Origin of the sequence: Nocardioides albertanoniae (assembly GCF_006716315.1) — a bacterium.
Taxonomy (GTDB): domain Bacteria; phylum Actinomycetota; class Actinomycetes; order Propionibacteriales; family Nocardioidaceae; genus Nocardioides; species Nocardioides albertanoniae.
In genome coordinates this window covers 2,204,186-2,230,702 of the sequence record NZ_VFOV01000001.1, presented here as the reverse complement: position 1 = coordinate 2,230,702, position 26,517 = coordinate 2,204,186, and the positions used below count along the sequence as shown (strand labels likewise).

The following is a 26,517-nucleotide window of genomic DNA, read 5'->3' as shown; positions in this document are numbered from 1 at the left end:
CGTATCCACCGTGTCGCTGTGGTTGCTAATAGGTTCCGTCCCTCGCGCGGTAACGTCTGGGCCGATGAACCAGATGCGCGCGACCGTGGTCCAGGACAACGAGCTCTCTGTGCGGTCCGTGCCGCGGCCCGAGCCCGGTGCGGGACAGCTGCTGATCAAGGTGCAGCGTGCCGGCATCTGCGGCTCCGACCTGCATGTTCGCCACCACAGCGAAGAGCTCAACGAGGTCGTCTCCGAGATCGGCTACACCACCGCCATGCGGCCCGATCAGGAGATCGTGCTGGGACACGAGGTCGTGGGCTCGGTGGTCGAGTACGGGCCGGGCACGCGCGGTCGCTGGACGCCGGGCACCTCGGTGACGGCGCTGCCGGTGCTGCGTACCGACGGCGAGGTCCACATGGTCGGCTTCGACGTCGACTCCCCTGGCGGGTTCGCCGAGTACTGCGTCGTCCAAGAGGCGTTCACCTTCCCGGTGCCCGACGACGTCACACCGGACCAGGCCGTCTTCACCGAGCCGCTGGCGGTCGCCCTCCACGCCGTACGCCGCGGGGCGGTCTCCACTCGTCGCCCGGCCGTGGTCATCGGCTGCGGCCCGATCGGGCTGGCGGTGATCCTCATGCTCAAGGCGCAGGGCGTCCGCACCGTGGTGGCCTCCGACCTCTCCCCCGCCCGACGCGCGCTGGCGGTGAGGTGCGGCGCCGATGTCGTCGTCGACCCGCGCGAGTCCTCGCCGTGGGACGCCTACCGTCAACGGGGCCCGGTGGGCTCGCTCACCGACTACCTCAGCTTCGGGATCGACGCGATGCAGGTCGTACGCCGCATCCCCCTGCTCCCGTGGGAGAAGGTGCTGCTCAACGCCGACCGCCTCGGGCAGTCGCCGACCGGTCCGGTCGTCTTCGAGTGCGTCGGGGTGCCGGGCATGCTGGAGCAGGTGCTCACCGCCGCTCCGTTGCACACCCGAGTCGTGGTCGTCGGAGTGTGCATGGAGGCGGACACGATCCGTCCGGCGATCGCGATCCACAAGGAGATCGACCTGCGGTTCGTCTTCGGCTACGACCCTGCCGAGTTCGCCCGCACGCTCGAGCTGATCGCGGGCGGCAAGGTCGACCCCTCTCCGCTCCACACCGGCACGGTCGGGCTCGACGGTGTCGCCCAGGCGTTCACAGATCTCGAGGATCCCGAGACCCATGCGAAGATCCTCGTCGCCCCCTGGGCGTGATCGCAGCCGGTGATCGGCCTCCGACGATTCTGGTGGACGGGTCACCTACCGGTAGTATCTATTTCAACAGCGGCCCGTTCCCGGTCTTGCCCCCGGCCGCTCTCGGTATCAACTCATCCATGGCGAGACACCTCGCTTGAAAAGTTGACTTCTCCTTGTCTCAGCAGAGCTTCAGCGCGCTTGGCGTGCCCGCAGACCTCGACGCCGTCCTGATCCACCACGGCATCACCACCCCCACCCCCATCCAGGCCGCGACGCTGCCTGACTCCCTCGCCGGCCGCGACGTTCTCGGCCGCGGACGCACGGGGTCGGGCAAGACGTACGCCTTCCTGCTTCCTCTCGTCGCTCGCCTCGCGGGTGGTCCCCGGGCGAAGGCGGGCAAGCCGCGCGCCCTCATCCTCGCGCCGACCCGCGAGCTCGTCCGCCAGATCGAGGAGGCGCTGCGTCCGCTCGCCGCGGCGGCCGGACTCAGCATGCAGACCGTCTTCGGTGGCGTCGGCCAGAACCCCCAGGTCGTCGGCCTGCGCAAGGGTGCGGACGTCGTGCTGGCCTGCCCCGGCCGGCTCGAGGACCTGATCGCGCAGCGTCACGCCGACCTGTCCTCGATCGAGATCACCGTCCTGGACGAGGCCGACCACATGGCCGACCTCGGCTTCCTCCCCGCCGTGCGCCGCCTGCTCAACGCGACCCCGAAGGGCAGCCAGCGACTCCTGTTCAGCGCAACGCTCGACAAGGGCGTCAACGTGCTGGTCAAGCAGTTCCTCGAGCAGCCGGTCATCCACGAGGCCGACTCCGCGCAGTCGCCGGTGGCCGAGATGGACCACCACGTGCTCCACCTCTCCGCGCGCGAGCACCGCATCCCCGTGCTGGCCGACCTCGCCGCCGCGCCGGGCCGCACCGTCGTCTTCACCCGCACCAAGCACGGCGCCAGGGGCGTCGCCCGCCAGCTCGGTCGCGCCGGCATCCCCGCCGTCGAGCTCCACGGCGACCTCTCCCAGAACGCCCGCGTGCGCAACCTCGAGGCCTTCCACTCCGGCCGGGCGACCACGCTGGTGGCCACCGACATCGCTGCCCGCGGCATCCACGTCGACGACGTCACCCTCGTCGTCCACGCCGACCCGCCCGCCGAGCACAAGGCCTACCTGCACCGCTCCGGGCGTACGGCCCGCGCCGGTGCCTCCGGCACCGTGGTCACCCTGATGCTTCCCGACCAGGTCAAGGACGTACGCAGCCTGACCCGTGCCGCCGGCATCAAGCCGACCACCACGCGTCTCGACGGCCCCACCCACCCGATCCTGAGTGAGCTGGCACCCGGCGAGCGTTCGCGCCCCGGCGCCTACGTCCCGGTCGTCAGCCAGCCCCCGCGGCGTCCGGCCGGCGAGGGCACGGGCAACCGGAAGAGCCGTCCCGGCTCGCGGGCCCGCAAGCGTCAGCGCGCCGCCGGCGCCCGCTGATCCTCGCCCGCTGGTCGGCCCGCTCGCGGCCCGACCAGCGAGGCGGATCTCCGACTCGAGACTGAGGCCGTGACCCGCCCGCGGAACTAGGGTGGGCGGGTGAGCGCACAGACCCCCGGCCGGCTGGCCACCTTCTTCGCGACCGACGACGACTGGGAGCGTGAAGGCTCGATCAGCCTCGGTGACTGGATCCTCGGCGCGACGGTGCTGGTCGGCAGCCTGGTCACGCTGGAGCTGATCCGCGGCGTCGGCACGCTCGACAGCAGCCATGCGCCGATCTGGGTCGAGTGGCTGACCGTCATCAGCGGCGCCGTGCTGCTCGTCTTCCGGCGGCGCTTCCCGCTCACGATCGCCATCCTGGCCGGTGTGCACATGTTCGTCTCCGGCGTCTGGGTGCCGATGGTGATGGGGCTGCTGCCCATGCAGGTTATCTACTTCGTGGCGTTCTTCGCCGGAGCGGCCTGGGCCCGGCGACGGCGCGACATGGTGATCGTGATGGGGATGATCACCCTGTTCATGCTCGCCTGGGTGGCGTGGCAGTTCGCGGTCGGCGCAGGCTTCGACGAGATCCGCGAGTCGACCGCCGACTCGGAGGGATCCTCGCTGATCGGCCCGGTGACGGCCTACGTGCTGCTCACCACGGTGATCAACCTGCTCTACTTCTTCGGCGCGATCGTGGGCGGCCAGGTCTCCTGGCGGGGCGCGCGACAGCGGGCCGAGCTCGCCGGCCAGGCCGAGACCATCGCCGCCCAGTCCGCACAGCTCCAGCGCCGCGCCGTGATCGACGAGCGGCTCCGCATCGCCCGCGAGCTGCACGACGTCGTCGCCCACCACGTCTCCGTCGTCGGCGTGCAGGCGGCCGCCGGCCGCAAGCTGCTCGAGCGGGGCCGCCCCGACGACATCGCCGGTGCCGCCGGGGCGCTCGGCAACGTCGAGGCGTCCGCGCGCGAAGGGGTCACGCAGATGCGCTCGCTGCTCGGCACGCTCCGCGATCCGGCCTCCGACGCCGATCCCGATGGCCCCGAAGCACCCGGCGAAGGCGTACGCCGCCCGGAGCCGCGCCTCGCCGACCTGCCCGCGCTGCTCGACGAGGCCCGCGAGGGCGGTCTACGGCTCGACTACGAGGGCGTCGGTCCGGTCGATACGCTGCCGGTGCCGCTGGCGCACTCGGTCTACCGGATCATCCAGGAGGCGCTGGCCAACGTGCGCCGCCACTCCACCGCCGACCGCGCCCGGGTCGTCCTCCGGGTCGACCCGAGCGCCGCCTCTCCCTACGCCGAGGTCGAGATCACCGACAACGGCCGCCCACGGCACGCCACCTCCGGAAGCGGGCTGGGGCTGCTCGGCGTACGCGAACGGGCTGCCGTGCGCCGGGCCGAGGTCGACATCGGGCCGCGCGCCGTGCAGGGCTTCCGGGTGCGGGTGCGGTTCCCGCTCGAGGCGGCCGTGGTCGCCGCGTCAGGAGCGGCGCGATGATCCGGGTGCTGCTCGCCGACGACCAGCAGCTGGTGCGTTCGGGGTTCCGTCTCATCCTCTCGATGGAGGACGACATCTCGGTCGTCGGCGAGGCCTCCGACGGCGCCGACGCGATCGCCAAGGCACGCGAGCTGCGGCCCGACGTGGTGATGATGGACGTGCAGATGCCCGGCACCGACGGCATCGAGGCCACTCGTACGGTCGTCGCCGAGGGGCACGCCAAGGTCATCATCTTGACCACCTTCGACCGCGACGACTACCTCTTCGACGCGCTCGCCGCCGGCGCCAGCGGCTTCCTGCTCAAGAACGCCGACCCCGACTCGCTCGCCGAGGCCGTGCGCGCGGCCGCCGACGGCCACGCGCTCCTCGCCCCGGAGGTCACCATGCGCGTGATCGGGCGCGTGACCAGCGCGAACACACCAGTGGCAGCCCCCGCACCGCCGGCCGAGCTCGCCCTGCTCACCACCCGCGAGCGCGAGGTGCTGCTGCTCATCGGCGAGGGGCTGAGCAACAACGAGATCGCCCACCGGCTCTTCCTCACCGAGGCGACCGTGAAGACCCATGTCTCCTCGTGCCTGGCCAAGCTGCAGCTGCGCGACCGCGTGCAGGCCGTCGTGCTGATCCACCGCCACCGGCTGCTGGCGAGCCCTCCCAACGAGTGAGCGAGGTTCATCCTCGCGACCGATCCGCCGCGCGCGGATGCTTCCTAGCGTGGTCTCAGCAGGCTCGACCACCAACAACTTCAGGAGTTTCGAATGCTCGAGGTCAGCGGGTTGACCAGGCGCTTCGGCGACATGGTCGCCGTCGACGATGTGTCGTTCCCGGTCCCTTCCGGTGGGCTCACCGGGTTCGTCGGCGGCAACGGCGCCGGGAAGACCACCACCATGCGGATGATCATGGGGGTGCTGGCCGCTCACGCCGGCACGGTCTCCTGGCAGGGCCACGAGGTCACCCGTGAGGACCGGCGCCGGTTCGGTTACATGCCGGAGGAGCGTGGGCTCTACCCGAAGCAGCCGATCCTCGACCAGCTCGTCTACCTGGCTCGGCTGCGCGGCATGGGCGCCGCCGAGGCCCGTCGCGAGATCAGCGCGCTGCTCGAGCGGTTCGGGCTCGGCGAGCGGATGAAGGACCCGCTCGAGAAGCTCTCGCTCGGCAACCAGCAGCGCGTGCAGATCATCGCCGCTCTCGTGCCTGCTCCGATGGCGCTCATCCTCGACGAACCGTTCTCCGGGCTCGACCCCGACGCGATCGACGCGATGGCCGACCTGCTGCGCGAGCATGCCCGCGACGGCGTACCCGTCGTCTTCTCCTCCCACCAGCTCGATCTCGTCGACCGGCTCTGCGACCGGCTGGTCGTGATGGCACGCGGCCGGGTGGTCACCCAGGGCACCGGCGACGAGCTGCGCGCCGAGGCCGCGCTGCGCTACCGGCTGGTGCTCGACGGTGATGCCGGCTGGGTGCGCGACCTGCCGGGGCTCCACGTACGCGACGTCGCCGGCCCCGAGGCCGAGATCGAGGTCGTCTCCGAGGGCGCCGAGCAGAAGCTGCTCACCGAGGCCACCTCACGCGGGGGCGTGCTCGACTTCCACCGCGTCGTTCCCCGCCTGTCCGAGATCTACCGGGAGGTCACCGCATGAGCGAGCGCAAGCGAGCGACCACAGGCCTCAGGCCGCCGAGTCCGTATTCTTCGCCCACTTCGACGGAGGCGGCGGCATGAGCACCAGGACGCCGCACCAGCCCGTGTGGCAGATCGTCGCGCGCCGCGAGATCGCCGTGCGTGCCACCGACAAGTCCACGCTGATCGGCACCGCGGTGATGCTCGCGGTGATCGTGGGAGTGCTCGGCTTCACCGCGTGGAACGAGGGCAAGGAGAAGACGTACGACATCGCCTACTCGTCGGCGAGCGCCCAGGCCATGGTCGACGGGATCGGCGAGCGCGCCTCCGGGATCGAGGCCAAGGTGCACGTCGACCCGGTCTCGGTCGACGACGCCGAAGCCGCGCGCACCGCCCTCGAGGACGAGAGGATCGACGCCTACCTGCGCCCCACCTCGGCCTCCGACCCGGACTCCGGCTGGACGCTGGTCACCCTGGAGGACGCCGACTCCGAGCTGCGTGACGTGGTCACCCAGGCGGTCGCGGCGATCGTGCTGGCGGACAACGCCGCGGCGGCCGGCACCACCTCGGCCGACCTGACCAAGGGCTCGAAGATCGCGCTCGACCAGGTCGAGGGCGACAGCGAGCTGTCCGCGATCCGGTTCGTGGTCGGCTATGCCCTCGCGATCGTCTTCTACTTCGCCTCGATCATGTTCGGGATGACGCTGGCCAACAGCGTCGTGGAGGAGAAGCAGTCGCGCATCGTGGAGATGATCGCCGCCGCGGTGCCGCTGCGGCAGCTGCTCGCCGGCAAGATCATCGGCAACGCCGTCATCGCCGTCGGGCAGATGCTGGTCTACGTGAGCGTCGGGCTCATCGGGATGAGCTTCACCGACTTCAGCTTCGCGCTGCCGGCGCTGTCGGGAGCGATCGGGTGGTTCGTGATCTTCTTCCTGATCGGTTTCGTGGTGCTCTCGACGCTGTGGGCGGTCGCGGGCGCGCTCGCCTCTCGCACCGAGGACCTGCAGTCGTCCTCCACCCCGATCACGATGCTGCTGATGGTGATGTTCTTCGGCGCCCTCTACCTCGACGGGGTCGGCGAGGTCATCGGCTCCTACGTGCCGCCGCTGTCCGCGGTGCTCATGCCGATGCGTCTCATCGACGGCACCGCGGCATGGTGGGAGCCCGTCATCGCCATCGTGCTGCTCATGGGTTTCGGCGCCGCCCTCATCGGTCTCGCCGAGCGCCTCTACAGCCGCGCCCTCCTCCAGACCGGCGGCCAGCTCTCCCTCAAGGCCGCCTGGCGGCTCGAGGAGTAGACCCGCCCCAGCCGAGAAGTCACCCCTGCAGGTCGAGAGGTCACTCCCGCAGGTCGAGTTGGCACCACAGCGCCAACTCGACCTGCAGACCTGACTTCTCGACCTGCAGACCTGACGTTTCGACCTGCGGGATTGACGTCTCGGCCATGATGAGGAGATGGCTAGAGAGATCAAGACCGTGGTGAAGGATCTGCACTACCTGGAGTGCCCGCGATGGCACGAGGAGCGGATCTGGTTCGTCGACTTCTACTCCTACAAAGTCTATTCGGCCCAGGAGGACGGCTCCGACCTGCGGGTCGAGGCCGAGGTGCCGGGGCAACCGTCGGGGCTGGGCTGGCTGCCCGACGGCCGGCTCCTCATCGTCTCGATGCGCGACCACCGGATCCTGCGCCGCGAGACCGACGGTGAGCTGGTGACCCATGCCGACCTCGGCGACCACGTCACCCAGCACCTCAACGACATGGTCGTCGACGAGCAGGGCAGGGCGTACGTCGGCAACTTCGGTTTCGACATCATGGCGGGCGCCGACCTGGCCTCGACCCACCTGCTGCGCGTCGATCCCGACGGCACCGTCGCCGTCGTCGCCGAGGATCTGTGGTTCCCCAACGGCAGCGTGATCACTCCCGACGGCGCGCTGCTGGTCGACGAGACCTGCGGCAACCGGATCAGCGCCTTCGACATCGCGGCCGACGGGTCGCTGACCAACCGGCGTACGTGGGCGAAGTTCGGTGAGCTCACCACGCACACCGCGTTCGGCGATGCGATGAGCGATGCCGTGCTGGCTCCCGACGGATGCTGCCTCGATGCCGAGGGCGCGATGTGGGTGGCCGACGCGGTCTTCGGCCGGCTGGTCAGGGTGGCCGAGGGCGGCGAGATCCTCGAGCAGATCGAGCCGGGCGGCGGCGTCTTCGCGTGCATGCTGGGCGGGAGCGACGGCAAGACGTTGTACGCGTGCGCGGCTCCCGACTTCTTCGAGGAGCCACGCAAGGCGACCACCGAGGCACGGTTGCTCGCGATCCGGGTCGACGTCCCGGGCGCGGGGCTCCCCTAGGCCTAGGGCACCTGCGGAGGCGGTCCATCGAGACGGCCCGCGCGGCTGCGGATCGGCACGGCGACGTGGAGCGCGCTGCTCTCGAAGGTGAAGTCGGCCGGTGTCGAGGTGGCGATCTCGCCGTCGAGGTTGATCGGCATCGGCTCTTCGGTCGTGATCCGCACCGCGCGGGTCGTGAAGTGGTGCACCTGGTCGTGCTCGATGAAGTGTCCGCTCTTGAGCAGCCTCGCGATCGAGACGTGGTCACGCATGCGGCCACGCACGATCGCGTAGACGTCGAGCAGGTCGTCGTCGAGAGACGCGGTCGGCGAGATCTTGTTGCCGCCGCCGTAGTGGCGTCCGTTGCCCACCGCCACCTGGAGCAGGTCATCGAGCTCGAGGTCGTCGTGGTCACCCTCGGGGAACTCGAGCCGGGCGGTGAACGGGTCGTGGTGGCGGTAGGCGGCGAGCGTCGCCACCGGGTAGGCGGCCGGACCGATCACCTTCTTCAGGCGCGGGTCGAGAGCGTCGGTGACCGCGACCGAGAGGCCGAAGGAGGCGACGTTGAGGAAGGTGTGGCCGTTGGCCTTGCCGATGTCGACGTTGATGACCTTGCCCTCGAGCATCTGCCGGGCCGCGGTGCGCGGGTCCTGGTCGAGCTCGAGCGTGCGCGCGAAGTCGTTGGCGGTGCCGAGCGGGAGCACGGCGAGCACGACGTCGGTGCCCCCGAACCGCGCGGCCGCCGCGCTGACCGAACCGTCACCGCCGCCGATGAAGAGCAGGTCGGGCTTCTGCTCGGAGACCTTGTCGAGAGTGGCCAGCAGCTCGTCGCCCGAGTGGACCGCATGCGACTCGATGTCGTCGATCCCCGCGGACCGCAGCATCTCCTCCGACCACCTCAGCGCGTCCTGCCCACGGCGGGAGCCGGTGTTGACGACGAGCGTGACCTTCACGGACTCACGCGACAGCAGCGATTGCATCTCCACGAGCAGGAAGCGTACGCCGGGCCGGTTGCCCTCCACCGGCGACCCGAGCAGTTGTCCCGCCTGGTGGCTGACCGACTGGCTGGCCCGGGTTGTTCAGCGCACCTCGCCCGGTGTGACGACCTCGGCGTAGACCCCGAACAACGGCTCACCGGCCCGGTTCAGCGGGCGGTGTGCGGCGATGCTCTTCAGCAGGCGTACGTCCCTCTCCCCCGTGTCGGGATCGAGGTCGATCACCGCGCATCTCGCGATGGGCAGCCCGATCCTGATCGTCGCCTCGCCGACGCGGATCTCGCGGCCGAGCCAGGTCTCCTCGACGTAGGGTTCCTCGGTCTCGACAACCAGCGTCGGGCGGAACCGGGCGACCTCGTCGATGAGCCCCTCGTGGCCGGTGCGCCGGGCGAGGTCGCGCAGCGAGGCGGTGGTCACCACCGAGACCGCGCCGGCGAAGATCACGTCGCCGCGACGGGCTCGCCCCAGCCGAACCGCTCGGCCCAGATGCCGCGTGAAGAGCTCGGTGTGGGGGCCCTCGACAAGCTCGAGCGGCACCTGCCTGCCCCAGTAGTCACAGGTCACGATCTCGCCGGTCGCGACGGGCTCGCCGCTCGCGCTCTGCCCGTCGGGGAGCTCGACGTCGAGCCGGTCGCCGACCTGCTCGGCCCGCACCGCCACCAACGACGGGTTCTGCACGGTGCGCAGCACGCGTCCGCGGGTCGGGTCGGCGTCGAGAGCGACGAGCGCGAACCCGCGGTCGCCGGCCGCACCCTGAGCGTCGAGCCTCACCGAGGGGTAGGAGAGATGGCGGGTGCCCTTGACCGGCGCGAAGCCCGCCCGCACCACCTGGAGCTCATCGATCACGGCGCGGGTCACGACAACGCGTCGCGAAATGCCGCGGAGCCCTCGGCGGCCAGGTCGGAGTAGCCCGTCGTGCCGGTGCTCAGCAGCTCCTCGGCGGCATGCTTGAGCGCTCCCAGGGCGGCGAACGCGAAGGCACCGCCGACCGAGATGCGGGCCGCACCCGCCGCGGCCAGCGCGCGCACCGACGGCCCACCGGGAAGGAGCAGCACGCTGAGGGGCCGGTCGACGGCCTCGACCACGCGGCGTACGTCGTCGACGGCGATCACGCCGGGCGCGAAGAGCACGTCGGCGCCGGCCTCCTGATAGGCCTGCAGCCGGGCGATCGTGTCGTCGAGGTCGTCGCGCCCGCGGATGTGGTTCTCGGCGCGAGCGGTGAGCACGAAGTCGGCTCCGGCGGCAGCCGCGGCCACCCGCTCGGCGGCCAGGTCGATGTCGTAGATCGTGGCCTGCTCGACCCCGGCATAGTCCTCGATCGACCCGCCGGCCAGGCCGGCACCGACGGCGAGCCGGAATGTCTCCCCCACCTCGGTGGCAGAGCCGGCGAAGCCCGCCTCCAGGTCGGCCGAGACCGGCACGTCGACGGCGTCCACCAGCGCGGCGGCATGGGCGATCACCTCGTCACGGGTCACCTCGCCGTCGCTGCGGCCGAGGCTTGCGGCGTACCCGCTGCTGGTCGTGGCCAGCGCCGAGAAGCCGAGGGAGGCCAGCAGCTTCGCCGAGCCGGCGTCCCAGGCGTTGGGCATCAGCAGCGGGTGTCCGGGCACGTGCAGCGACAGGAAGGACTCGGCGATCGGCATGCCGGCCACGATGCCATGTGACCGCCTGGTCGGATATGCGATTTCACAGCCTAGGATCCAGGTATGGGCCACGATCACGACCACATCTCACCTGCCGCGGACAGGCGCTACCTGATCGCGGCGATGACGCTGCTGGGTGTGTTCCTGATCGGTGAGGTGACGGTCGCGATCCTGGCCGACTCCCTCGCCCTGCTCGCCGACGCGGGCCACATGCTCACCGACGTCGGCGCGATCGCCGCGGCGCTGTGGGCGATGCGGCTGGCCGCGCGACCGGCCCACGGCCAGTGGACCTATGGCTGGAAGCGCGCCGAGATCCTCTCCGCGGCGCTCAACGGCATCACCCTGCTCGTCTTCGCCGCCGTGGTGGGCGTGGAGGCGATCAGGCGCCTGCTCGACCCGCCCGACGCCGAGGGCTGGCCGATGTTCGTCGTCGCGCTCATCGGCTGCGCCGTCAACGTCGCCGCGGCCGCCCTGATGGCGCGCGCCAACCGCACCTCGCTCAACGTCGAGGGCGCCTACCAGCACGTGCTCTCCGACCTCTACGGCTTCGTCGGCACCCTCGCCGCCGCGATCGTCATCCTGCTCACCGGCTGGACCCGAGCCGACCCGGTCGCCTCCCTCGTGGTCGTCGCCCTGATGACGTACGCCGGTGTCTGTCTGCTCCGCGACAGCGGACGGATCCTGCTCGAAGGCGCTCCGGCCGAGGTCGACGTCGACGACCTGCGCCGCCACCTGCTCGAGGTGGACCATGTCGTCGAGGTGCACGACCTGCACGCCTGGACCGTCACCTCGGGGCTGCCCGCGGTCTCCGCCCATCTGACGCTGGGCGGGGAGTGCTTCATCGACGGCAGCGCACCCCGGGTGCTCGACCAGGTGCAGGCCTGTCTGGCCGGGCACTTCGACGTCGAGCACTCCACCTTCCAGCTCGAGCCCGCCACCCACCTGGCCCACGAGCCGGGCATGCACTGACCCCGGGGGGACGTGCTCAGTGCGTCGCGAGTGCGCTCTGGGCCGACTCGTGCGCCTGCCCGATCAGCTCCTCCTCGACACCGCACAGGCGCAGGCAGGCGGAGGCGATCGTGGAGACGGTCGCGGTCTCGATGCGGTCCTCGCGGCGCAGGCTGATCACGCTCTCCACCATCGGCAGGAGCAACTCACCAAGCCCCGGCTCGCGGGCGCCGGTGGCGACCTGCTCCCCCGCAGCGCGAAGCCCGGACCGGGTGTAGGCAGCGACCAGGTCGGCGCGAAGGTGACTGAAGCGGGCGTAGGCGGGTGAGGCGATGACGTCGGGGAGCCGGTCGAGCATGCCGATGTTGTAGGGCATCGCGACCAGCGCGCTCATGTCGCTGACCGCGAGCGCGCACAGGCCCACCTCGGGGGCGTGCTGCTCCATCTCGGTCTCGACCTTCTCGGCCTGCGTCACCCGGTCACGCACCGAGCGCTCGAGCAGGTCGGCGAGGATCTCCTCCTTGCTGCCGAAGTGGTAGTAGATCGAGGCCTGCCGGAGCCCGGCGCCCTCGGCGATCTCGCGGGTCGTGGTGCCCGCGTAGCCGCGGCCCACGAAGAGCTCCGCGGAGGCGGCGAGGATCTGGTCTCGCGGGTTCGCCGCGATCTTTCCTGGGAGAAGCCGAGGTCGGCCGCGACCCGGACGGGGCGGGATCTGTGCCACCGTGGCATCGCCTTTTCTGTCGTACGATAGATAACTAGGGAGAGAGCAAGTTTCGCACTCGCATCGAAAGAGTCAAGCCAGATCGGCCGTGTCCGGCCACAAACTGGTCAGTGCGTGACCTTCAGACCGATGACACAACCCACCAGCCCCACGATGAGCAGCACCCGCAAGAGGCTGACCGACTCGGCTCCCGACACCATCGAGTAGCCGACGGTGAGGGCGGCGCCGATCCCCACCCAGACGGCGTACGCCGTGCCGACCGGCAGCGTGCGCATCGCGATCCCGAGCCCCATCAGGCTGCCGACCAGCGCGACACCGAAGACGACCGACGGGACGAGTCGCGAGAAACCCTCGGTGCGCCCGAGGGCAAGGGCCCAGACCGCCTCGAGGACGCCGGATCCGATGAGAAACAACCAAGGCATGACCAACTCCAGACGGCCGTCTTGTCGCGCTTCCGGGTACGGCTCCCTCGTCCGGCAGCCGGTCTCGGCTGACTCCGTCAACGCTAGCAAAACTGTCACACGATAGAAACTTGGCGACGACCGCGCCGATGGGCCGGTCGGCCACCTCGACCTGAGACCATGGCGCCATGACCTTCACCGTCGGCTTCGTCACCGGGGCCACGCCCGACAAGTGGGCCAGGATCTGGCGCGAGCGCAGCCGCGAACGGCTCGAGATGATCCCGCTCACCGAGCACGAGCAGGAGCGTGGGCTGCGTGCCGGCGAGCTCGACATGGCGCTCGTGCGCCTCCCGATCGACCGCGACGGACTGCACTGCATCCCCCTCTACGAGGAGCAGCCGGTCGTGGTGATGGGCCACGAGCATCTCCTCTCCCTGCTCGAGGAGGTCACCTTCGACGACCTGGCCGAGGAGCAGCTGGTCATCCCCGAGCGCGGCGGCTGGACTCCGGGCGTCGAGCAGCTGTCGTGGCCGCCGATGAGCGAGAAGGAAGCCGTCGAGACGGTCGCCGCAGGCACCGGGGTCGCGATCGTGCCGATGTCGATCGCCCGGCTCCACCACCGCAAGGACGTCGTCTTCCGGCCGCTGGTCGGCGCCGAGCCCACCACGGTGGGCCTCGCCTGGCTGCTCGACAACGACGACGAGCGGGTGCAGACCTTCATCGGCATCGTCCGTGGCCGCTCACGCAACTCGTCGCGAGGCTGAGCCCGGCCAACCCCAGGTGAACGCCTGGCGACATCTGGGTCCGGAGGGGCTCAGTCCCCACGCCGCCGTCTGCGCTCGTCCCTAGACTCTGCCCGATCACGACATGAGGCAGGCGTTTCGCGGGTGGACTCCAAGGGCTGGACGACGATCGTGGCGACCTGTCTGAGCGTGGTCCTGCTCGCGTGGTTCCTCGCCGACAGGGTCCTGCCCGGTGGTGACGCGCCGGAGCGGCTCTCCGATCCGGTCACGCTGAAGATCGCCGTCGGCTCCGAGCTCGACGACGTGCTCTGCGCCGGTGGCACGAGCAAGGCCGAGGAGTCGACCGCCACCCCGGTCAGCTGCGAGCCCAGCGAGCTGGTCGACGAGCTCCAGGCCGAGACGAACGTGAGGCTCGAGCCGACGTTCATCGGCACTCTCGAGGCGGCCGACGCGATCGTCGCCGACCCGGAGCGTTTCGACGCCGCCTGGTTCGCCTCCGACGACTACCTGCGCCTGGCGCTGGCGGCCAAGGGCACCGACGACCTGACCTCGTCCGCGCCGATCATGCGCTCACCGGTCGCGCTGGGCGTACGCCACGACGTCGCCACCCGCCTGGGCTGGAGCGAAGAGACCCCGGTCTCGTGGAAGGAGATCGCCCGCAGCGCCGGCGACGGCGAGCTCGGCTTCTTGATGACCAGCCCCGCCTCCTCCAACTCCGGGCTGTCCACGCTGGCCGGCGTCGCGACCGCTTTCGACACCGAGCCGCCGCTGCAGAGCGAGGACGTCGGCCAGGTGCAGGCCGACGTGCGCCAGCTCTTCAGCGGCCAGCTCGGCCGCGCCGCCAGCTCGGGGTGGCTCTCGGACAAGTTCCGCGAGAACCCGACGGCCTACGACGCGATCTTCAACTACGAGTCGGAGCTGCTCACGCTGTCCGAGCAGGTCGACGACCTCGACATCGTCTATCCCAGCGACGGCGCCGCCGAGGCCACCTACCCGCTCACGCTCATCGACGCCGAGAAGCAGCAGGCCTACGAGACGGCGGTCGCGTGGCTGCGTACGGCTGAGGTGCAGCGGGAGCTGAGCGAGACGAGCGGACGCCGGCCGGGGCGCACGAGCGTGACGGCTTCGCCCGGCGTACCCGACAACGACGTCAAGACGCTCCCGCTGCCCGACGATCTCGGCACCATCGACGAGCTGATCTTCACCTACTTCGACGAGTTCTCCCCCAAGACCCGCACGACCTATCTGCTCGACACCTCGGCCTCGATGGACGCGATCAAGATGAACCAGCTGCGGCGGGCCTTCGAGGGGCTGGCTGGCGACGACGCCTCGATCAGCGGGCAGTTCAAGCGCTTCCGCAAGGGCGAACGGCTCGCCGTCTACACCTATGCCGACCGGGTGAAGCGGCTCGGCTCGGTGGTGGTCGAGGACCAGCCGGACACCGACGACGCGCTCCGCGGTCTCATCGACCGCGTGGGCGACCTGGCCGGCGATGGCGCCACCGCCTACTACGACGCCATCGACGCCGCCTACGCCGACATCAAGGCTGCCCCCGAGGAAGGAGCCACCACCTCGATCGTGCTGATGACCGACGGCGAGCAGAACGGTGGCCAGTCCCACGCCCAGCTCAGCAAGAAGTACGAGTCGGCCTATCGCGACCTCGGGGTGCCGCTCTACGTCGTACGGGTCGGCGACGCCGCCACGTCGGACGACCAGAGCATCGAACAGCTGGTGAGCTTCGCCGAGCACACCGGAGGCCGCGAGGTCGTCGCCAAGGATGCCGCCGACCTGCGCAAGATCTTTCAGGAGATCCGTGACTACCAGTAAGCCCGACTCACGCCTCGCCACGCTCATCAGCTCCGGCTGGACCACCGCCGGCGCCGTCGCCGCTCTCCCGTTGGCCGGCGCGGCCGTCGCCACCGGCGGATGGGGCTGGGCGGCCGGTGCGCTCGGCGCGCTCGCGCTGGGCACCGGGACCGCCCTCGGGGCCCGGGCTTCCCGGCCCGGCCCCGACCCCGCGCCGGCGCCGCCCCGCGGTCCGGAGGGCCGGCCGATCCACACCTACTACTTCCTCTCCGAGACCCGGATCGCGATGCTCCACGCCCAGCTCATCAGCGGCAAGGTCGGCTCGCACCTGCGCGAGATCGTCAGGACCTCGTCGGGCGGCGTCGAGGCGGGCATCGACGTGCCTCCGGTCACGGCGGTGACGAGGCGAGCCCGCGAGATCGCCAAGAAATACACCGAGGAGGCCCAGCCCACCAGGGAGACCCTGGTCGGTGACGTGCTCGCTGCGCTGCAGGCACGGCGGCTGATGCACGGGTCCGATGCCGACCTCGAACACGTCGCCGGGCTCGTCGCCCGGACCGACACCGACGACCAGTTCCTCCAGTTCAACGTCGCCGGCCCCGACCTGCGCCAGGCGGTGCTCGCCGTGCCGGCCCCGGCCGACGACCACCCCGACAACACCGGGACGCTGAAGCAGACGAGCCATGGCCTCACCGTCACCATGCACGTCGGCAGCCGCGGGAAGCAGGAGGACTTCGACGAGCTGGAGCACCGCGAGAACGTGATCGTGGTGGGTGTGCTTCGCAGCCTCGACACCAGAGCGAAGACCGCGACCGTCCGGGTGATCGCTGTCTACTGAGACCCGGGTCCCGCCCCGCCGCGCGCACCCGGCAGACTCTGCACCATGCTCGAACCGACCGATCTCACCACCCGCGCGACCGAGGGCCTGCGCACCAGCTTCGGCACCCAGGCGACGGTCGTCGGGAGGGCGCCCGGCCGGGTCAACCTGATCGGCGAGCACACCGACTACAACGCCGGGCTGGTGCTGCCGGTGGCACTCCCCCACGCCACCTACGCCGCGGCCGCACCGCGCACCGACGGCGTCATCCGGATCGCCTCGGCGCAGGAGCCGCAGGCGTTCACCGGCCACGTCGACGACCTCGGCCCGCAGATCGAGGGGTGGGCGGCGTACGTGGCCGGGGTGCTGTGGACCATGCGTGAGTCCGGGCTCGAGGTCGGCGGCCTCGACATGTTCCTGGAGTCGTCGGTGCCGCTCGGCGCGGGGCTGTCCTCGTCGGCCTCCGTCGAGTGCGCGACCGCGATGGCCGCCCTCGGCGTGAACGGCCGAGCCCTCGACGAGCAGCTTCAGCACAGCGTCGTCGCGGCCGGGATCCGTGCCGAGTCGGAGGTCGCCGACGCACCCACCGGCGGGATGGACCAGACGGTCGCAGTCTTCGCCGAGGAGGGCGGCGCGCTCCTGATCGACTTCGACTCCGGCGAGCACCGCAACGTGCCCCTGGCCCTGGGCGAACGCACGATCCTGGTCACCGACACCCGGGTCAAGCACCAGCTGACCGACGGCGGCTACGCCGCTCGTCGCCGCGAGTGCGAGCAGGCCGCCGCCGACCTCGGTCTGCGCTCCCTGCGCCAGGCCGACCTGGAGCAGGTGGAGACCCTGACCGACGACGTCGTACGCCGCCGGGCCCGCCACATCGTCTCCGAGATCGCCCGGGTGGAGCCGACCGTGGCCGCGCTCGCCAGCGGCGACGGCGACGAGATCGGCCGCCTCTTCGCCGCCTCCCACGCCTCGATGCGCGACGACTTCGAGATCTCCGTGCCCGAGCTCGATCTGGCGGTCGCCACGGCGGTCGACGCCGGCGCCGACGGCGCCAGGATGACCGGTGGCGGCTTCGGCGGCTCGATCGTCTCGATCGTCCCCACCGACGCCGTCGCGTCGGTCACCTCGGCCATCGACAAGGCCTTCGCCGCCGCCGGCCACAACCCGCCCGGCCACCTCGTCGCCACCCCCGCCGCCGGCGCCTCCTGGTCCCCCGCCTGACCGAACCCACGCCGAGTCGGCGCGTTCTGACCAAATCCCCGTCGAGTCGGCTCGTTCTAACGAGCCGACTCGACGCCCGTTCATGTCAGAACGAGCCGACTCGACCCCGTCCGTGTCAGAGGACGTTGGTACGCAGCCAGTCGGCCAGGTCGCGGGCGGAGGCATCGACGACGGAGGCCCAGTCGAGGGCGGTCTCGTCGGCGTTGTCGGAGACGTGCTTGACGATCCGTGCCGACACCCCCGCCTCGCGGGCGGCCCAGGCGACGGCGTAGGCCTCCATGTCGACCACGTGGGCGCGTTCGGCGAGCTCTGCCCGCACGACCGTGTCGGTGACGAACAGGTCGCCGGTGGCGCAGACGATGTCGGACCCGCCCAACTCCAGCTCGTCCTCCACCTCATAGCCCAGCGCACGGATGGCGTCGGCCGAGAAGTCGTGGTTGAGCACCTTGCCGACCTCGAAGATCCCGCGCAGCCCGTCGCGCAGGGCACCGCAGGAGCCGATGTTGACCACGTGGTCGATCGACGCGTCGGCGGCCAGCGCACGTGAGACGGCCGAGGCGGCCGCCACCTTCCCGACTCCGGTGATGATCACCTGGAGCCCGGAAGGGACGTGGACCGCCTCGGCCTTGGTCGCAGACACCACGAGCGTGCTCATGGCCCCAGACCCTATGAGATCACTTGAGCTGTGCGGAGGTGAGCCCGAGGACTCGTCGTGCCACGATCAGCTGCTGGATCTGCTGGGTGCCCTCGAAGATGTCGAGGATCTTCGAGTCACGCGCCCACTTCTCGAGCAGCTCGCCCTCGGAGTAGCCGATGGTGCCGGCCAGCTCGACGCACGACAGCGTCACGTCGGAGCCCATCCGGCCGGCCTTGGCCTTGGCCATCGAGGCTTCCTTGGAGTTGGGCTGGCGGTTGTCGGCCATCCAGGCGGACTGGAGCATGAGGAGGTAGGCCCCCTCGTAGTCGGACTCCAGCTGGATGAACTTCGCCGCGGCCGCCGACTGCAGGTGAGCCGGACGGTCGTAGTCGATCGTGACGCCGGCCTTCTCGAGCAGGTCGCGGGTGTAGTCGAGCGCGGCGCGGGCACAGCCGACCGCCATCGAGGCCACCAGCGGACGGGTGTTGTCGAAGGTGGCCATCGCGCCGGCGAAGCCCTCCTTCACGTTGACCTCCGGGCTGCCGAGGAGGTTCTCGGCAGGCACCCGGCAGTCGGTGAAGGTGATCGTGGCGGTGTCGGAGGCCTTGATCCCGAGCTTGTGCTCGAGACGCTCGACCTTCATGCCGGGCGTGCCCTTCTCGACGACGAACGACTTGATCGCCGCCTTGCCGAGCTCCTTGTCGAGCGTCGCCCACACCACGACCGCGTCGGACCGGTCACCGGAGGTGACGAAGATCTTCTCGCCGTTGAGCACGTAGTGGTCGCCGTCGAGCGTGGCGGTGGTCTTGATGTTGGCCGAGTCGGAGCCGGTGCCCGGCTCGGTGATCGCCATCGAGGCCCAGATGCCGTCGAAGCGCTCGTGCTGCTCGTCGTTGGCGACCGACGCGATCGCGGAGTTGCCCAGGCCCTGGCGCGGCATGGCGAGCGTGAGCCCGACATCGCCCCAGCACATCTCCGAGACGGAGATGACCGACGACATGTTGGCGCCGTTCTTGACCTTGCCGTCGTCGGGCTTGGAGTCGCGGCGTACGCCGGTGGCGCCCGCGCCCTCACCCTGGCCGGACTCGGCGAGGCCGTCGGCCATCGCCGCGAGCATGTCGAGCTCGGTCGGGTATTCGTGCTCGGCCTTGTCGTACTTGCGCGAGATCGGACGAAGCATGTTCATCGCGACCTGGTGGATCTGCTCGCGCAGCGGCTTGAGCTTCTTCGGGTCTTCCAGATTGATGGCCATCAGACCAGCACCGTGCCTTCCATGATCCCGATCGCACGCAGGTCGCGGTACCACCGCTCGACCGGGTGCTCCTTGACGAAGCCGTGGCCACCGAGCAGCTGCACGCCGTCGAGGCCGATCTGCATGCCCTTGTCAGCACACAGCTTGCGGGCGAGCGCGATCTCGCGGGTCGCGTCGATGCCCTGGGCCACCCGGCTGGCGGCCTTATAGGTCACCAGGCGCATCGCCTGCAGCTCGATCGCGATGTTGGCGACCATGAACGCCACCGACTGGCGGTGGGCGACCGGCTCGCCGAACGCCTCGCGCTCCTTGACGTAGGGCGTCACGTAGTCGAGGACGGCCTGGCCGACGCCGATCGAGAGCGCGCACCAGGCGAGGCGGGAGAGGCGTACGGCCTCGGTGTAGGTCGACCCGTCGGTCTCGCCGAGGACAGCCTCTGCGGGGACCTTCACGTCGTTGAGCGACAGCTTGGTCAGCGAGGCCGCGCGCACGCCCATCGCGGGCTCGGACTCGATGCTCAGCCCCGGGGTCGAGGACTCGACGAGGAACAGCGTCGGCTTGCCGTTGAGCGTGGCGCCGACGATGAACAGCTCGGCCTCGGCGCCACGGGCGACCAGCGACTTGGTGCCGTTGATCGTGTAACCCTCGGCGGTCTTGGTGGCCGTGGTCGACGGGCTGAGCACGTCGAAGAGCACCCTGTCCTCGTTGAGCGCGAAGGCGGCCGCAGGCACAGACCCCTCGGTGAACGCGGGCAGGTAGCTCTGCTGCTGCTCGTCGGTGCCCCACAGGCCGAGCGCGGTCGCGACCGAGCCGGGCGCGAGCGCGGCGACGGCCAGACCGAGGTCGCCGTTGGCGAGCGCCTCGGCGACCAGCGTGCCGGCCACCGCGGAGCGGGTCTCGGAGATGCCGCCGAGCTCCTCGGGGACACCCAGGATCGGCAGCCCGATCTCCAGGCTCGACTTGAGCAGGTCGTCGGGCGCGGCGCAGGCCTCGTCGGCCTCGGCCGCTGCGGGGCGTACGGCCTCGGCGGCGAACTCGGTGACGACGTCGACGAGCATCTGCTCGTCCTCGGTCGGGGTCAGGTCGAAGACGCCCTTCGGGATGGCGTCGGGCACGCGTACGCCCGGAGCGCCCCGCTTGCCCTTCTTCTTGAACGCTCGGCTGGAGGCCGCCATCGTCTTGAACCCGGTGCGGGTCACGGTGAAGACAGCCTGCTCGGTCTGCTTGCGGACACCGAGCCGGTCGAGCGCCGGGCTCTGCGAGAGCTTGCGCAGACCGGCCACAGCGAACCCGATCGGGTCACGCGAGTCGCCGGACGCAATGCCGTTCGCGTTCCCGCCACGTAGGCCTTGGAGGATACTCATGAGTAGAACTGTAACTCGGAGTTACAACACGGTCTACACTTCGGCACGGTGACGGCGGTAACAAGATGCGCACGAGTGCTTTATAGAGTTGGAACATGGCCGACTCCTCCCCCGAAGCTCCCGCCCCGCTCGCACCTCACGGCGCTCTGCCCGAAGGCGGCACCGTGCGGCCGATGACCCGGTGGGGCACCCCGGTCATGCACCGTCCCAAGAAGCAGGTCGAGACCTTCGACGCCGCCCTGGCAACCCTGGCCGCCGACATGGTCGCCACGATGTACGCCGCCGAGGGCGTCGGTCTCGCCGCCGACCAGATCGGTGAGGACGTCGCCATGTTCGTCTTCGACTGCCCCGACGCCACGGGTCAGCGTACGGTCGGCATCGTCTGCAACCCGGTCCTCACCCTGCCCGAGGGCGACGACCGCCGGCTCGACGTCGACATGGAGGGCTGCCTCTCCTTCCCCGGCGCGTTCATCGACTGCGGTCGCCCCGACTGGGCCGCGGTCGACGGTGTCGGCCTCACCGGCGAGCCGGTCCACTTCGAGGGCAACGGGCTGCTGGCCCGGTGCCTGCAGCACGAGACCGACCACACCAACGGCACCGTCTTCGGCGACCGCATCTCGGCCAAGGCCCGCAAGAAGCTCACCAAGGAGCACGACCGGCTGGCGAAGGAGTTCCCCGCCGACTGGCCGGTCGGGGCAGTCGCCGACTAGGACATCCGGTCGGCGACGTACTCGGCGATGGCCAGGCTGCTGGTCGCGGCCGGGCTCGGTGCGTTGCGCACCGAGGTGATCGCCTCGGCGTGGTGGATGACGAAGTCGTCGACCAGCGAGCCGTCCCGCTCGACGGCCTGGGCCCGGATCCCGAGGCCTGCCCGTACGACGTCGGCTGCGCCGATCTCGGGCACGTAGCGCTGGGCGGCGCGCATGTAGGCCTGCTTGGAGAGTACGCCGCGGGCCTCGGCGATCCCGGTGCGCCAGTGCTCCGCGGCGAACCGCCAGAACCCCGGCCAGGCGAGCGTGTCGGCGAGGTCGTGCGGGGTCAGTGAGGCGCGGCCGTAGCGCTCCCTGCTCAGGGCGAGGAAGGCGTTGGGGCCGACCTCGAGGCCCCCGCCCACCCGACGGGTGAAGTGCACACCGAGGAAGGGGTAGCGCGGGTCCGGCACGGGGTAGACCATGCCGTTGACGAGATCCTGTTTCGAGGCGCTGACCTGCATGTACTCCCCACGGAACGGGATGATCCTGGGCGCCTTCGGGCCGCCGGTCATCTCGCCGAGGCGGTCCGACTCCAGGCCGCCGCAGACCACCAGATGGTCGACCCGGGTCCTGTCCGCGGGCGTCTCCACCTCGACCCCGCCGCTCGCGCGACGGATGCCGGTGACCTCCGCACCGAGGCGCACCTCTCCCCCGGCCCCGGTGATGCTGCGGCCGAGCGCCTCGGCGATCGCGACGTAGTCGGTGATCGCCGTCTTCGGCGAGTGGAGCGCGGCCAGCCCCGCGGCGTACGGCTCGATCTCCTGGATCTCGCCTGGACCGACACGTCGCAGGCCGGGCACGCCGTTGGCGGCCGCCGTCTTCTCCAACGCGTCGAACCGGCCCATCTCGGCTTCGTCCACCGCGACGACGAGCTTGCCGCACTCCTCGAGGGGCACCCGGTGCTCGGCGGCGAGCTCCTTGAGCAGGTCTCGCCCGCGGGTGCACAGCCGCGCCTTCAGGCTGCCGGGCTTGTAGTAGATGCCGGCGTGGACGACCCCTGAGTTGTGGCCGGTCTGATGGGCGCCGAGGCTGGTCTCCCTCTCGAAGACCATCACCGTGTCGTCCGGTCGGCGCAGCAGCACCTCGCGCGCCACCGCGAGCCCGAGGATCCCTCCGCCGATGACACCTGTCGTCGCCATAGGGCCTGCTCCTCGATGCTGGTGGATCTGCCGCAGATCACGCTAGCGGCACCTGGGTGCGGTCGGTCGAAACCTGGTCGTGCTCCGCGTCGCGGGGTGCTAGCGTCGTGGCGATCGTGATCTTTCGGTAGGAGGTGAGTCCCGTGTACGCAGCGTCCACAGTGGTGCTCCCCTGCAGCCCACGATCGCGCGGCTGAGCCGGCCGTCACCGGGGAGCGCCTCTCGAAGCCCGAAAGGCATTCCCTATGAGCACAACCTCTTCTTCACCATCACCGCGCGCCCGTGAGCGCGCGCTCGTCCTCGGCGGCGGCGGATCGGCGGGCAACGCCTGGCTGATCGGCGTCATCGCCGGGCTCGTCGACGGCGGGCTCGATGTGACCGGCGCCGACCTCGTCGTCGGCACCTCGGCCGGCGCGACCACGGCGGCCCAGATCGGCGGCACGAACCCCTCCGATCTGTTCGCCGCGGTCCTCGCGGCGCCGCAGCGGCCGCCCCGACCAGCAGGCGGACCCATCCGCTGGGTGCCTGGGATCAACCATCTGGAGCGGACCAACGCGATCATCGCCGAGTCCACGGACCTGGCCGACATGAGGCGCCGGATCGCCGCTGACGCGCTGGAGCTCGCCGAGGCGGCAGGCCCCGAGGAGGAGGCGCGCTGGCGGGAGATCGTCGCCGCGCGGCTGCCGAGCCGCGACTGGCCGGCGCTGCCCATGCTCCTCACCGTGGTCGACGCCGACACCGGCGAACCGGTCGAGCTCGACCGGGCCAGCGGCGTCGACCTGGTCGACGCGGTCGCGGCCAGCTGCGCGGGTGGTCCGGCGTACGCGATCGGCGAGCGGCGCTACATCGACGGCGGCTATCGGCGATCGAGCGAGAACGCCGACCTCGCCGCCGGCTACGAGCGCGTGCTGGTGCTCTCGCCCCTCGGCGGCCGGGTGCGACATCCCGCTGCCTGGCGCACCGACCTCGCCACCCAAGTCGACGAGCTGCGCACGGGCGGCAGCGCGGTCGAGACGATCCTGCCCGATGCCGACTCGCGCGCAGCGTTCGGCGACAACATGATGAGCCTGGCGGCGCGCGGGCCCGCGGCACAGGCCGGCCACGACCAGGGCAGCCGTCTGGCCGGGCAGCTCGCCGACTTCTGGAGCTGATGCCCCGGGCCGCCGTGACGGGTCGGATAACCCGTTGCGGCCGCCCCGGGGCGTACCGGAGACTGGTCACGCACCGTCACCCACCAGAAGGACCCATCGTGCTGATCCGCGAGCCGCTCACCGCCATCTCGCGCTGACCTCGTCGCTCGCCTCTCGGCTCCGACGCCAGCGCATCCGCTGACACCCTCAGGAGCTCGATGAGTACGCAGAGTCCCGCCGTCGTCGTCGACGGCCTCACCCTTCGCTGGCCGGACGGCAACCCCGCGCTGCGCGACCTCGGCGCGGCCTTCACAGCCGGACGCACCGGGCTCGTCGGAGCCAACGGCGCCGGCAAGTCGACCCTGCTCAGGGTCATCGCCGGTGAGCTCGCCCCCACCGGCGGCTCGGTCTCGGTCAGGGGCCAGGTGCGCTATCTGCCCCAACAGATCACGCTGCAGACCGATGCCACCGTGGCCGACCTGCTCGGCGTACGCGATCGCCTGGAGGCGCTGCGGGCGATCGAGGCCGGCGATGCCGATCCGCGCCACTTCGACACGCTCGCCGACGACTGGGGCATCGAGGAGCGGGCGCGGGCGGCGCTCGGCACCAACGGGCTGCCCGACCTCGACCTCGACCGCCGGGTGGCGACGTTGTCCGGCGGCGAGACGGTCGCGACGGCTCTGACCGGCGTCCGGCTCTCGGGTGCGGAGATCGCCCTGCTCGACGAACCCACCAACAACCTCGACGGCGATGCGCGGCACCGGCTCTACGACCTGATCGCGAGCTGGCGAGGCACGCTGGTGGTCGCCAGCCACGACCTGGAGCTGCTCGACCTGATGGACGAGACCGCCGAGCTGCGCGACGGTGCCCTGTCGGTCTACGGCGGCCCCTACTCCGCGTTCCGCGAGCACGTCGAGCGTGAGCAGGCGGCGGCGGAGCAGGCTCTGGCGGCGGCGGAGCAGAAGCTGCGTACGGAGAAGAGACAGCGCGTCGAGGCGCAGACGAAGCTCGCCCGGCGGCAGCGCTACGCGCGCACCGACTACGAGAACAAGCGCCGACCGAAGGTGATCATGAAGGCGCGAGCCGGCGAGGCCGAGGTCTCGGCGGGCAAGCTCAGGGGCGAGCTCGACGACAAGGTCGACCGGGCCCGCGACCTCCGCGACCAGAGCGCAGAGCGCGTACGCCGTGATCCTCAGGTCAAGATCGAGCTGCCCTCCCCCGGCCTGCCCGCGGGGCGTCGGGTCGCCGAGCTGCACGACGGCGACGGCCGTACCCTCGTCCTCCAGGGTCCCGAACGGCTCGCGATCACCGGGCGCAACGGCGCCGGCAAGACGCGGCTGGTCGAGACGCTCCTACGCCCTCCCGTCACCGCTCAGGCGCCGTACGCCACCGCGCTCACCGATCGGATCGGCTACCTCCCGCAGCGCCTGGACCACCTCGACGACGGCGCCACGATCCTCGAGACCGTACGCAGCGCCCAGCCCGATGCGGACCCCGAGCACGCTCGCGCGCTGCTGGCCGGCTTCGGCTTCCGCGGCGACGTCGTGAGCCGGGCGGTCGGTGACCTCTCCGGCGGCGAACGCTTCCGGGTCGCGCTGGCCGCCGTGCTGCTCGCCGACCCGACCAACCAGCTGCTCGTGCTCGACGAGCCGACCAACAACCTCGACATCGTCACCGTCGAGCAGGTCATCGCCGCGCTGTCGGCCTACCAGGGTGCGCTCGTCGTGGTCAGCCACGACGACGCCTTCCTGTCCCGTCTGGGGATCGACACCTTCGTTCGCCTCGAAGACGGCCGACTCTGCTGACCTCGACGCCCAGGGCGGCTACGGCACCGTCGTCGCGTACGTCATCGTCATCGCCCTGGCCTTCACCCTCGTCGCCTGGGGTGTCGTCGGCGTCGGGCGGCGCCGGGCCGGCGGCCGAGCCCGACGCTCAGCCGTTGCGGATCATCCACCGTTCGGGTGAAGGCAGCGGCTCCCAGCCGTACTTCTCATACAGCGCGTGGGCGTCGTTGGTGGCGAGCAGGGTGCGCCGGATCCGGTAGGGCTCGAGGTCGGCGACGATGCCGGAGATCAGCAGCTTGCCGACACCTCGGCCACGCCCGTCCGGGGCGACGATCACGTCGCAGAGCCAGGCGAACGCGGCGAAGTCGGTGACCACGCGTGCGAAGGCGACCTGGGCGCCGGTCGCGTCGTAGACGCCGTAGCAGCGCGAGCCCTTGTTGGCCGCGTCCTGCACCTCGCGCGTGCGGTCGGCCGCCCAGTAGGACTGCGAGAGCATCCGGTGCACCCAGTCGGGGTCGATCCGGCTCTGGTCGGCCGAGAACGTGTACGCCCTGGGCTGCTCGTCCGCGGCCGGTTCGTCGGCCTCGAGGAGACCGAACAGGTCCTCCACGTCAGCTGCCGGGGCGCTCGAGGCGGCCGTGCCGCGCGCGGCCTCGGGCACAGGCGCCGTGACAGCACCCGCGAACCCCGGCCCGGGGTTCGGCGTACGGCCCTCCTGGTAAGCCAGCGCCGCGCCGTTGGCGAGCTTGTCGGCGGCCTCGTTGAGCACGTGGCCCGAGTGTCCCTTGACCCACTCGAACCGCACGTCGCGGCCCTGCATGGCCGCGTCGAGATCCTTCATGATCTCCACGTTGAGCACGGGCTTGCCGTCGGACTTCTTCCAGCCCTTCCGCTTCCACCCCGCCATCCACTTGGTGACCGAGTTGATGACGTACTTGGAGTCGCAGTAGACGATCAGCGGCTCGCCGGCGTGCGCGGTCTGCTGGAGCAGATCGAGCACCGCGGTGAGCTCGCCCTGGTTGTTGGTGCCGTGCGGCCAACCGCCGCACGCGTAGGTGGACTCGTCCACATA

General features: G+C 70.7%; 25 protein-coding genes and 1 riboswitch. Of the genes, 15 read left to right on the top strand and 10 right to left on the bottom strand.

The genetic code is table 11. The features are described from left to right. Window positions 1-64: 64 nt before the first annotated feature. The 7 genes from FB381_RS10630 to FB381_RS10600 all read left to right on the top strand — a co-directional run bounded on the left by FB381_RS10630 (window position 65) and on the right by FB381_RS10600 (window position 8,113). A complete protein-coding gene (locus tag FB381_RS10630; RefSeq protein WP_246088056.1) occupies window positions 65-1,219 on the top strand; it encodes a zinc-binding dehydrogenase in 1,155 nt (384 codons plus the stop codon). Window positions 1,220-1,404: 185 nt separating this feature from the next. Continuing rightward, window positions 1,405-2,673, top strand: coding sequence for a DEAD/DEAH box helicase (locus tag FB381_RS10625; protein WP_246088055.1), 1,269 nt, complete (start codon window positions 1,405-1,407; stop codon window positions 2,671-2,673). Between the two features lie 99 nt (window positions 2,674-2,772). Beyond that, window positions 2,773-4,149 (top strand): sensor histidine kinase, encoded by a 1,377-nt coding sequence (locus tag FB381_RS10620; protein WP_141780267.1) that lies wholly within the window; start codon window positions 2,773-2,775, stop codon window positions 4,147-4,149. Further along, window positions 4,146-4,811 carry a response regulator gene (locus tag FB381_RS10615; RefSeq protein ID WP_141780266.1) on the top strand — a complete coding sequence of 222 codons (666 nt, stop codon included), beginning with the start codon at window positions 4,146-4,148 and terminating at the stop codon, window positions 4,809-4,811. The genes FB381_RS10620 and FB381_RS10615 overlap by 4 nt, the downstream gene beginning before the upstream one ends. 93 nt (window positions 4,812-4,904) lie before the next feature. Then, the gene (locus FB381_RS10610) at window positions 4,905-5,786 is read left to right on the top strand and encodes an ABC transporter ATP-binding protein (RefSeq protein WP_141780265.1); all 882 of its coding nucleotides are present in this window, start codon (window positions 4,905-4,907) and stop codon (window positions 5,784-5,786) included. 76 nt (window positions 5,787-5,862) lie between these two features. Then, on the top strand, window positions 5,863-7,062 hold the full coding sequence (locus FB381_RS10605) for an ABC transporter permease (RefSeq protein ID WP_141780264.1): 1,200 nt from the start codon (window positions 5,863-5,865) through the stop codon (window positions 7,060-7,062). A 157-nt stretch (window positions 7,063-7,219) separates the two neighbouring features. Further along, entirely contained in the window at window positions 7,220-8,113 is an 894-nt protein-coding gene (locus FB381_RS10600) for an SMP-30/gluconolactonase/LRE family protein (protein ID WP_141780263.1), read from the top strand. Window positions 8,114-8,115: 2 nt separating this feature from the next. On the opposite strand, the gene FB381_RS10595 is transcribed toward FB381_RS10600, so the two are convergent. The 3 genes from FB381_RS10595 to FB381_RS10585 form a co-directional block, all read right to left on the bottom strand. After that, the gene (locus FB381_RS10595; protein ID WP_141782700.1) at window positions 8,116-9,072 is read right to left on the bottom strand and encodes a lipid kinase; all 957 of its coding nucleotides are present in this window, start codon (window positions 9,070-9,072) and stop codon (window positions 8,116-8,118) included. Between the two features lie 99 nt (window positions 9,073-9,171). After that, the gene (locus FB381_RS10590; RefSeq protein ID WP_246088054.1) at window positions 9,172-9,945 is read right to left on the bottom strand and encodes an MOSC domain-containing protein; all 774 of its coding nucleotides are present in this window, start codon (window positions 9,943-9,945) and stop codon (window positions 9,172-9,174) included. Beyond that, the gene (locus tag FB381_RS10585; protein ID WP_141780262.1) at window positions 9,942-10,730 is read right to left on the bottom strand and encodes an isocitrate lyase/PEP mutase family protein; all 789 of its coding nucleotides are present in this window, start codon (window positions 10,728-10,730) and stop codon (window positions 9,942-9,944) included. The genes FB381_RS10590 and FB381_RS10585 overlap by 4 nt, the downstream gene beginning before the upstream one ends. A gap of 144 nt (window positions 10,731-10,874) precedes the next feature. On the opposite strand from FB381_RS10585, the gene FB381_RS10580 reads away from it, so the two are divergent. Continuing rightward, window positions 10,875-11,699: a cation diffusion facilitator family transporter gene (locus FB381_RS10580; protein WP_246088312.1), complete on the top strand. Its 825-nt coding sequence runs from the start codon at window positions 10,875-10,877 to the stop codon at window positions 11,697-11,699. 16 nt (window positions 11,700-11,715) lie between these two features. Here FB381_RS10580 and FB381_RS10575 read toward each other — a convergent pair whose 3' ends face one another. Both FB381_RS10575 and FB381_RS10570 read right to left on the bottom strand, forming a co-directional pair. Then, the gene (locus tag FB381_RS10575) at window positions 11,716-12,399 is read right to left on the bottom strand and encodes a TetR/AcrR family transcriptional regulator (RefSeq protein ID WP_141780260.1); all 684 of its coding nucleotides are present in this window, start codon (window positions 12,397-12,399) and stop codon (window positions 11,716-11,718) included. Between the two features lie 107 nt (window positions 12,400-12,506). Further along, window positions 12,507-12,821 (bottom strand): DMT family transporter, encoded by a 315-nt coding sequence (locus FB381_RS10570; protein ID WP_141780259.1) that lies wholly within the window; start codon window positions 12,819-12,821, stop codon window positions 12,507-12,509. An 11-nt stretch (window positions 12,822-12,832) separates the two neighbouring features. Further along, a riboswitch (guanidine-III (ykkC-III) riboswitch) is annotated at window positions 12,833-12,896 on the bottom strand. A 92-nt stretch (window positions 12,897-12,988) separates the two neighbouring features. Here FB381_RS10570 and FB381_RS10565 point away from each other — a divergent pair. The 4 genes from FB381_RS10565 (at window position 12,989) to galK (ending at window position 17,387) form a co-directional block, all read left to right on the top strand. After that, the gene (locus FB381_RS10565) at window positions 12,989-13,564 is read left to right on the top strand and encodes a LysR family substrate-binding domain-containing protein (RefSeq protein WP_141780258.1); all 576 of its coding nucleotides are present in this window, start codon (window positions 12,989-12,991) and stop codon (window positions 13,562-13,564) included. Between the two features lie 123 nt (window positions 13,565-13,687). After that, window positions 13,688-15,370, top strand: a complete 1,683-nt coding sequence (locus FB381_RS10560) for a VWA domain-containing protein (RefSeq protein ID WP_141780257.1) — start codon at window positions 13,688-13,690, stop codon at window positions 15,368-15,370. Then, complete coding sequence (locus tag FB381_RS10555; RefSeq protein WP_141780256.1) at window positions 15,357-16,187, top strand: hypothetical protein; 831 nt, start codon at window positions 15,357-15,359, stop codon at window positions 16,185-16,187. Before FB381_RS10560 ends, FB381_RS10555 begins: the two co-directional genes overlap by 14 nt. A 45-nt stretch (window positions 16,188-16,232) precedes the next feature. After that, window positions 16,233-17,387 (top strand): galactokinase, encoded by a 1,155-nt coding sequence (gene galK, locus FB381_RS10550; RefSeq protein ID WP_141780255.1) that lies wholly within the window; start codon window positions 16,233-16,235, stop codon window positions 17,385-17,387. 115 nt (window positions 17,388-17,502) lie between these two features. Here the strand turns inward: galK and FB381_RS10545 are convergent, their stop codons facing one another. Genes FB381_RS10545 through FB381_RS10535 form a run of 3 tightly spaced genes read right to left on the bottom strand, consistent with a single transcriptional unit; the run spans window position 17,503 to window position 20,640 of the window. Beyond that, window positions 17,503-18,042 (bottom strand): nucleosidase, encoded by a 540-nt coding sequence (locus tag FB381_RS10545; RefSeq protein ID WP_141780254.1) that lies wholly within the window; start codon window positions 18,040-18,042, stop codon window positions 17,503-17,505. 19 nt (window positions 18,043-18,061) lie between these two features. Further along, window positions 18,062-19,276, bottom strand: a complete 1,215-nt coding sequence (locus FB381_RS10540) for an acyl-CoA dehydrogenase family protein (RefSeq protein WP_141780253.1) — start codon at window positions 19,274-19,276, stop codon at window positions 18,062-18,064. Then, window positions 19,276-20,640, bottom strand: coding sequence for an acyl-CoA dehydrogenase family protein (locus tag FB381_RS10535; protein ID WP_141780252.1), 1,365 nt, complete (start codon window positions 20,638-20,640; stop codon window positions 19,276-19,278). Before FB381_RS10535 ends, FB381_RS10540 begins: the two co-directional genes overlap by 1 nt. A gap of 95 nt (window positions 20,641-20,735) precedes the next feature. Between FB381_RS10535 and def the strand changes: the two genes are divergently transcribed. Beyond that, on the top strand, window positions 20,736-21,350 hold the full coding sequence (gene def / locus FB381_RS10530; RefSeq protein ID WP_141780251.1) for a peptide deformylase: 615 nt from the start codon (window positions 20,736-20,738) through the stop codon (window positions 21,348-21,350). On the opposite strand, the gene lhgO is transcribed toward def, so the two are convergent. Beyond that, on the bottom strand, window positions 21,347-22,531 hold the full coding sequence (gene lhgO / locus FB381_RS10525) for an L-2-hydroxyglutarate oxidase (RefSeq protein WP_141780250.1): 1,185 nt from the start codon (window positions 22,529-22,531) through the stop codon (window positions 21,347-21,349). The two genes, def and lhgO, sit on opposite strands and share 4 nt — an antisense overlap. Window positions 22,532-22,776: 245 nt before the next feature. On the opposite strand from lhgO, the gene FB381_RS10520 reads away from it, so the two are divergent. Then, complete coding sequence (locus FB381_RS10520) at window positions 22,777-23,682, top strand: patatin-like phospholipase family protein (protein ID WP_141780249.1); 906 nt, start codon at window positions 22,777-22,779, stop codon at window positions 23,680-23,682. A 197-nt stretch (window positions 23,683-23,879) separates the two neighbouring features. Beyond that, on the top strand, window positions 23,880-25,466 hold the full coding sequence (locus tag FB381_RS10515) for an ABC-F family ATP-binding cassette domain-containing protein (protein WP_141780248.1): 1,587 nt from the start codon (window positions 23,880-23,882) through the stop codon (window positions 25,464-25,466). Between the two features lie 127 nt (window positions 25,467-25,593). Here the strand turns inward: FB381_RS10515 and FB381_RS24520 are convergent, their stop codons facing one another. Further along, window positions 25,594-26,514, bottom strand: a complete 921-nt coding sequence (locus tag FB381_RS24520; RefSeq protein WP_425465443.1) for a GNAT family N-acetyltransferase — start codon at window positions 26,512-26,514, stop codon at window positions 25,594-25,596. Window positions 26,515-26,517 lie beyond the last annotated feature (3 nt).